Genomic DNA, 7,626 nt, shown 5'->3' on the forward strand with positions numbered 1-7,626 from the left:
ATAAAGTTTAATACTGAGTAATAAACTCTCATACTGAGTAATAAAGTTGCATACCGAAACCGCCAGTCCTATGCTCGTTCTATGAGCAAAGGCTGGCGGTTTTTTGATGGCATCGAAGAGAAAGGGGCAGACTGAAGCCCAATTTGAAAAATGGATCAGGGATGGGCGAGGTCAGGGCCAACATGCTGACTACAAGCCCTGGCTGACGGTCAGGGATTTCCCCTCGCTGGGGCGTGTCCACCGGGTGTTCGGCCACAAGTCCGGGCGGACCCATCATCTGTTCTCGGATCTCGAACTTTCCGTCTTTCTGATGCTGGAATGGCACAGCGAAGTTACCCAGATTCGGGAGCAGTTTCCGTTGCAGCGGGATCTGACCCGCCGCCTGGCGACAGAGGCTGGCATCAAGCATGTCAATGTGGCTGGCGTTGACCAGTATATGTCGTCGGACTTTCTGGTGGACTCCAGTGACGAGAATGAGCCGAAGTTCGCGATACAGGCGAAGTATCGGCAAGACCTTTCAGATGAGAGAACCATTGAAAAACTGGAACTGGAGCGACGCTATTGGCGTGAGAAGTCGGTGCCATGGTATCTCATAACTGAGAGAGACCTGCCAGCTGTGGTCGCTAAGAACATCAACTGGCTTTATCCGGCTCAGAGGGAGGATAGCTTCGATCTGACGCTGCAACAGATGGAGTTCTATGCCCACCATTTTGCTCAAAACCCTAACAAGACACTCATAGCCGCTTGCAAGGCTCTGGATGCTGCCTATGACCTTCCTTTGGGGGAGTCGTTATATGAGGTCAGGGGATTGCTGGCCAAGCGCTACTTCACCTTCGACATCTTCATTCCAAGCACCAAACTCAAGTTGAAGGACATTGAGGTAGGAAATATTGGCCTTATCCAGGAGGCATATCGTGTTTCGAATCAATGAAGTGGTTAAATTCAATGAGAGTCGCTACAGGGTACTGCTGCTGCTTGGTGATCAACTTGTCTGGATAGACATCGATTCTGCTTCCGCCTTTCCGGAAATCGCCTCTGTTTCTGATCTGGAAGAAGCAATTGAGCAAGAGCGCCTGAGTCGAATAGAGGATCCTTTCAAGGACCTGGCCTATGAGTCCCCTGAGCAGGGCACGACGGCTCGAATCAAGCGGGATATGAATCACGCACTGATAAAGCCACTCATCGACCTGCCGGATTATTTTGAGCCCAGAAGCAGAGGTGGAGCCATAAAGCTTATTCTCAGTGAGTCGGGCTCGACCAAACAGACACTATATCGCTTGGCCAGGCGCTACTGGCAGCGAGGGCAGATGCCAAATGCCCTTTTGCCAGACTACAAGAACTCGGGAGGAAAGGGTAAAAGGCGCATTGCCAAGGACAAGAAACTGGGGCGTCCAAGAAAGTTCCGGCCGGGGACTGGGGCCAAGATCGACGAGTTCACCGAGCGCCTGTTTCGTATAGTCATCGAGCGCTATCTGCTTAAGGACGAAGAGCACTCTTTTCCCTATGCCCATCGTCGTTTCGAGACCATGTACAAGAACTACTTTCCGGATGCAGCTGAGGAAGAATTGCCCAGCAATTGGCAGATGATGCACTTCTACAAGCGAGAGTACCCCCAGTCCGAGAGAATCCAGAAGCGTGTATCGACTATCCGGTACAACAAGGACATCAGACCCTTGCACAGTACCGCAAACACACAGGTACTGGGGCCTGGAAGTCGTTACGAAATAGATGCAACCATAGCCGATATCTATGTGGTGTCCGATAGTGACAGAGGCAACATCGTTGGACGACCGGTGGTATACATGGTGATCGACGTGTTCAGCCGCATGGTCGCAGGTTTCTATATCGGCTTCGAAAACCCCTCCTACGCGGCCGCGATGCAAGCCCTGTTTATGGCTGCGACAGATAAGACGTCCTATTGTCGGCAGCTCGGATTCGATGTCGATGTGGATAGCTGGCCGAGTATCGGTCTCCCGGATGCCATATTGGCGGATAGAGGAGAGTTGCTTGGTCATCAGATAGAAAATCTGGAGAGTAGTTTCTCCGTCAGAATCGAGAATACCCCCCCCTATCGCGGTGATGCCAAGGGCATTGTCGAGCGCTACTTCAAAACGGTCCAGACATCTTTTGGTCCATTTGTACCCGGCTACGTCACCGAAACGAAAGTGAAGAAGCGAGGTGGTAGTGATTATCGCTTGGATGCAAAGCTGACGGTAAGAGATTTTGCCGAGATCATCCTCTCGTCAGTTCTCTTTCACAATCTATCCGACGTCATGGATAAGTACGACCGGGACTCTGACATGCCTACGGACCTGCCCAGTATTCCCATCCAGCTATGGAATTGGGGGCTTCAGCACAGGACAGGCAGATTGCACCAGGCCGAAGACGACGCACTTCGTGTTGCCCTGCTTCCCAGGAAGAAAGCCACCTTGTCCGAACAGGGGGCATGTCTGTTCGGCCTCTACTACACATCGGCCGAACTGCTGCAACTTGGCTGGATGCACAGAGGCAGGGAGGTGAAGCGCCCTGCAAGCCTGGATGCGGCCTATGATCCCTTGGTCGCCGACCGCATATACCTGTTCCCGGAAAAGGGGAGCAACAAACACTGGGTATGTAGCCTGGCAGATCGTTCCAGGGAGTTCCGAGGAGCTTCATTCTGGGATGTCTGGCAGGTTCGAGATGAGCAGAAGAGAACAACAGCCAAAGCCAAGGAGCACTCCAGATCCCAGAGGCGAATCCATGAGGAGTTTGTCATAGACAAGATAGTCCAGGCTGAGAAGGCTGCTCCCGATACATCGGGAAGATCCGATGCGGAGAGGGTCAGGGCCATCAACGACAACAAACGACAGGAGAAAGCCAAAGAGCGGGCCCAGAAGGCTGTCAGGCCGGACGTAAGTGATAGCAAGCCCCTCGGTGAGGTCATACACCTCAGTGACCAAGAACCGGACTTGGATTACCCAGACTACATTGATGAATTGTTCACGGAGGACGATTGATGCCATTGCCAGAAAATTTCATCGATGCCATCTACAGGGACCCTGGGCTGGAACGCTACCGTGGCAATCCTCTGATCGAGGCACTCCCTCCGGTCATGGATTTGAAAGCCATGAAGGCTAGTCTGACCGGCAAGGTGGACTTTAACCATCAGGACTGCTTCGACAAGGGTCACCTTCGTGCTCACCAGATCAGCTCGTTGCTGGATGATTTCTTTCAACCGCTGTCCATACACAGGCAGCTGGAGGAGAAGATATCCATATTGATTCGGGCCGGCTACGTAGGCCGCAACATCGCTGACGGTTCGCTGAATCGGAAGATGCAGGAAGGGTACAAGAGGATCATGTCTGGAGCGACGTCCGATTACCGGTTTTCACAGTCGAACTCCACCGCCAAGAGCTTGTCCCTGATCGGCTGCTCCGGAAGCGGAAAAAGTTCGACCGTAAACCGAATACTGGCCACCTATCCTCAGGTGATTTATCACCCCAAGTACAACTTCATTCAACTGCCCTATCTGCGGATCGAGTGTCCTTCAGATGGCTCACTGAAGAGTCTATGTCTGAACTTCTTCCGGGAGGTCGATCGAACCCTGCATACAGAGTATGAAAAAACTTACGCTCGCAAGCGCCATAGCCCTGAAGTGCTCCTTTCCCTGATGGGGCAGGTAGCGACTCAACGAGCCATTGGGGTTCTGGTTATCGATGAGATTCAGCGGCTCACCCTGAAGCGTTCCGTAAGCAAAGAAGCGATGCTGGAGTTCTTCGTTGCGCTGGTCAACGTGATCGGCGTTCCGGTGGTGCTGGTGGGCACCCCGAAGGCCAGACCCATCTTTGAGTTGGAGTTGCAGGCCGGAAGGCGCAGTGCAGGATTCGGTTCCCTTTTCTGGGAGCCGATGCAGCATGGCCCGACAAGAGTGGACCCAAGGACGGGTATGCCAAGGAGAACCGAGTGGCAGGCTTTTACCGATAAGCTCTGGCAGTATCAATGGTTGACCAACAGGGAGGAGGTGCTCAGTGATGCAGTTCGTGACTGCTGGTTCGATCTTTCCCAAGGGGTATTGGATATCGTCGTAAAGCTGTTCGTACTTGCGCAGATGAGAGCCATCTCAACGGGGCTGGAGAGGATCACGGTTAAATTGCTGCGCACGGTGTATGAGCAGGAGTTGAAGCCGGTGCATCCCATGCTGGATGCGCTTCGAAGAGGAGATCCGGAGTTAATTACCAAATACTCTGACTTGCAGCTGCCGGGCATAGATAAGCGTATTCTCCAGCTAAGAAAGGCGATTGACGAGCGTCAGGCCAAACAGGAGCCTGATCAGCCTTTCTCAGGAAATGAAACAGCGAGCAGGCTCCATACCATGCTGCAAGCCCTGGGGTGTGAGTCCAAGCTGCTGCAACCCTTGATCGAGAATGCCCTCAAAGACTATCCCAAACTCTCCATACCAGAGCTGAGCAGTATCATCCTGGATTGGTACCACAAACCGGCAAAACCCAAGAAAACCAAGCCGGAAACGGTTAAGGTCGCTGAATGGGGCACTTTGCCATCCGAGGACTTGAGGTTCAAATTCTCCCAAGCGCAGAAGGGAAAGCTCTACGAGGAACTGACGTATGGGGCCGAACTGTTCGATGTACCTAGTTGGTTGAAAAAGGTTGGGTAGATGCTTGGATTCCCCATGCCCTATGGCGATGAGCTGCTTTACAGCACTGTTGCGAGGCATGGGGTTCATAGCGGCATAGTGTCTCCGAAGGAGCTTCTTCTAGAAGTATTCGGAGACACCAGGATAATTGCCACGGTTGACCTGCCTAATCACCTCGGAACCATTGCCGCTCTCTATCCAGAGGCGACAGGTATTCAGTCAGCCACCCTACTCTACCGACACACCCTTTTCCCAATTTATGCCCCTTTCCTAGACGAAACGCGGAGGGCGGAACTTAGTAGCCAACTAATTGGTGACCGAAAGAGCTCAGTGCACCTCAAGGCGGGCATCGTTACATCACGAGTTAAACAACCCGAATATTTCCGGTATTGCCCTGGCTGTATGACGAACCAGCTGGAGTTTCTCGGAGAACGCTATTGGCAACGAGTTTGGCAGGTTGCTGGTGTCGAATCATGTCCTGAGCACGGGCGGTTGATCTCATCAAGCGTGCCGCGACACTCTGAACATCGTCACCTGTTTCAGGCTGCTGATGGAGATAACTGCCTGCCGGTTGAGCAGTCACCTGGAACTTGGCAATCCAATCTGATGGCTTCAACTATCCATGACCTTTTGAATATTGGCCAATGCCCTGCCCTATACCACCATCATTGGAGCAATTGGTATCGCCACCTGGCCATTACCAACGGACTCACTAGAGGCCGTCAGGTGCGTCATGAGCTGATTTCCGAAAAGGTATTGGAGTTTTGGGGTGATGAATGGCTAAGTCGCTACTCCTTGGAGCCAAGCGATACAGAGTCTTGCTGGCTGAGGGCCATATTTCGGAAACACCGAAAGTCATTCAGCTATTTGGAGCACATGGCAGTGTTGCATGCCCTTCAGAAGCCAGATTGGGATTTGGCAGAAACCATGCGTTCAGCTGTATGTTATCAGCCAGAGCTGGCCACCTCGGTTACACCGGTTGTGCGAGTTGAAACTGAGCAACCGGAGCCATACCGGTATCAATGGCGCAAAGCCGTCAGCAAGTATGGCGCGAAAGAAGCCAGGAAAAGGAATGGGAAAATCTATGCATGGCTCTATCGCCATGACAGAGATTGGCTACTGGCCCAAAACCAAGCCCATAGACGCCCGTTCAGCCGCTCTGGTGCCGGGATTGATTGGCATCAACGAGACATGCAGACGCTCCGAGTTCTGCGTGATGTACGCGACCGGCATGAAGCCGATTTATCTGGCCCAAGAAGATCTAAGAATTGGTACCTGAATCAATTGCAGGGAAGAGTCAAAATCGAGAAGCACCTTGAACTGCTCCCCTTGTGCCGCCAGTTTCTTGTGCGATACAGTGAAAAAATCTTTGAATATCAAATAAGAAGACTGACCAGAACTTTGGTTGGTGAACACTTCGGAGAAGAGCTCAAGCGTTGGCAGGTTCTTAGGATGTCTGGGCTGAGTGAGGAGAGGCTGACACCTTTGGCTAAGTTGTTTTTGGATAAAGTGATCACCGTGTAGAAGAAGTAGATACACAGTGTAAAGGAAGACGATTAGAGAGTTGTACATGCAGGGGTTCCGATTAGATGGTTTAGGAGACAACGTCCGGATTAATTCCATTGGTAAGCTTTTCCGAGGGCTGGAGCGAAGGGGTTGGTCGGTCAATATCAATTTTTGGCCAAGGCAGGAAAGGCGCTCTCTTACGGTATCCAATGCACCACTACTGGCTCTTCGCCGCGTTTTAAACCCGACTGAGATGAATGGAATTGCTGGGTATCCAAAGCGTTTCACCGTCGGAAATGCGTCTGGTTGGCGTGCTGACAAGGCGGGGGCTTACCCTGCACATCGAAAACTGCGCCTAGACCCTGGTCAGAACTGTTTTGTGTTCTCGACCGAGGATGACATAAAGGTTTTTCTTCCCCAGTTTGAGTTGGCGAGAGTGTTGTTCTTTCGGGATGGATATTTATCTCGAAGTGCGATGATGCATGGTCTCCTGGATTCTGAGTTTGAAGTGCTGGAAGAGCATGAGACTGCGCAAATCAATGTGCATAAGCACTCTGGCTATGGAGTAACCCATTTCGAGGATCCTGATAATAGACGGGTGCTCAGTTGGATCCTGCTGGATGCCGATGCTCGCCGCTCATTTGAGAGCATTGCTCAACATGAACTTATGGAGGGCGTGGAGAGCGGAGGTTATCGACTTTGGGACTTCTCCTTTGCGCCCCCACCTCTGCAGGGTGCACGATTTGACGTGAGAGGTCATTTAGACAAGGAAAGTCGCTCATACTTTGTCTTTGAAGTAGTCGGTCTGAGGAAGGTTCCTGCTTCGATACCAACAGATATTGGTATGTATCACCCCGACTACGAACAGAAAGTCAGAAGTAATGGGCAGTCAGGGGCATTGAAAGCAGAGGGAGTAAATCAGATAGACGTACAAGACGGTTTTGAGGCTGCATTGTCAGATTCAAGACAACGCCTGGATACAGACAAGACTACTACCAGCTTCAACAAGGCCTTTGTAGTTCATCGTTCAGCAGGTAAGGAACGAGTTGGATCTGGGGCCAAGATGAACTCCGAAGAACCTACGGAGGCTTCAAGGGATGTCAGTGTGGAAGATTCGTCCACAACGGGTAACTTGCCCGGAGCTGACTGGAATAGCTTTGATGACCAAACCGATGACGCGCATCTATACCTGGGGCGTTTTAAGGCATTTCTCGATATGGTGAACTTGCTTGAAGTTCATCATGGGATAACTGTCGTTCGGCGCGATCTTCGGAAGCTGCCGGAGTTGCCCCGTTGCAAAAAGCATCTGCTTTCAACTGACGGGAGCCACCGTCACCTTGCAGTGATAGAGCTCAACTATCAGGGATGTAGTGGTCAAGTAAAACTGGCCACGGTTTTATGAGCAAACCAGAACTGTCGTTCTGATTCATTCGGAGTCAGTCCACCGTTGTATTGGTGGGGTCTGTGATTGCTGTAATAGCTCACAATGT

Annotated in this window: 5 protein-coding genes; all 5 read left to right on the plus strand. The window is 51.7% G+C overall.

The features are described from left to right. The first annotated feature begins 106 nt into the window (after window positions 1-106). Genes FCL40_RS16735 through FCL40_RS16755 form a run of 5 tightly spaced genes read left to right on the plus strand, consistent with a single transcriptional unit; the run spans window position 107 to window position 7,538 of the window. Window positions 107-931, plus strand: a complete 825-nt coding sequence (locus tag FCL40_RS16735) for a TnsA endonuclease N-terminal domain-containing protein (protein ID WP_136854445.1) — start codon at window positions 107-109, stop codon at window positions 929-931. Further along, complete coding sequence (locus tag FCL40_RS16740; RefSeq protein WP_136854446.1) at window positions 915-2,996, plus strand: Mu transposase C-terminal domain-containing protein; 2,082 nt, start codon at window positions 915-917, stop codon at window positions 2,994-2,996. The genes FCL40_RS16735 and FCL40_RS16740 overlap by 17 nt, the downstream gene beginning before the upstream one ends. Next, a complete protein-coding gene (locus tag FCL40_RS16745; RefSeq protein WP_136854447.1) occupies window positions 2,996-4,651 on the plus strand; it encodes an AAA family ATPase in 1,656 nt (551 codons plus the stop codon). The genes FCL40_RS16740 and FCL40_RS16745 overlap by 1 nt, the downstream gene beginning before the upstream one ends. Further along, the gene (locus FCL40_RS16750) at window positions 4,652-6,154 is read left to right on the plus strand and encodes a TnsD family Tn7-like transposition protein (RefSeq protein WP_136854448.1); all 1,503 of its coding nucleotides are present in this window, start codon (window positions 4,652-4,654) and stop codon (window positions 6,152-6,154) included. Window positions 6,155-6,200: 46 nt separating this feature from the next. Then, entirely contained in the window at window positions 6,201-7,538 is a 1,338-nt protein-coding gene (locus tag FCL40_RS16755; RefSeq protein ID WP_136854449.1) for a Tn7-like element transposition protein TnsE, read from the plus strand. Window positions 7,539-7,626 lie beyond the last annotated feature (88 nt).

It is taken from the genome of Ferrimonas sediminicola (genome assembly GCF_005116715.1).
Taxonomy (GTDB): Bacteria; Pseudomonadota; Gammaproteobacteria; order Enterobacterales; family Shewanellaceae; genus Ferrimonas; species Ferrimonas sediminicola.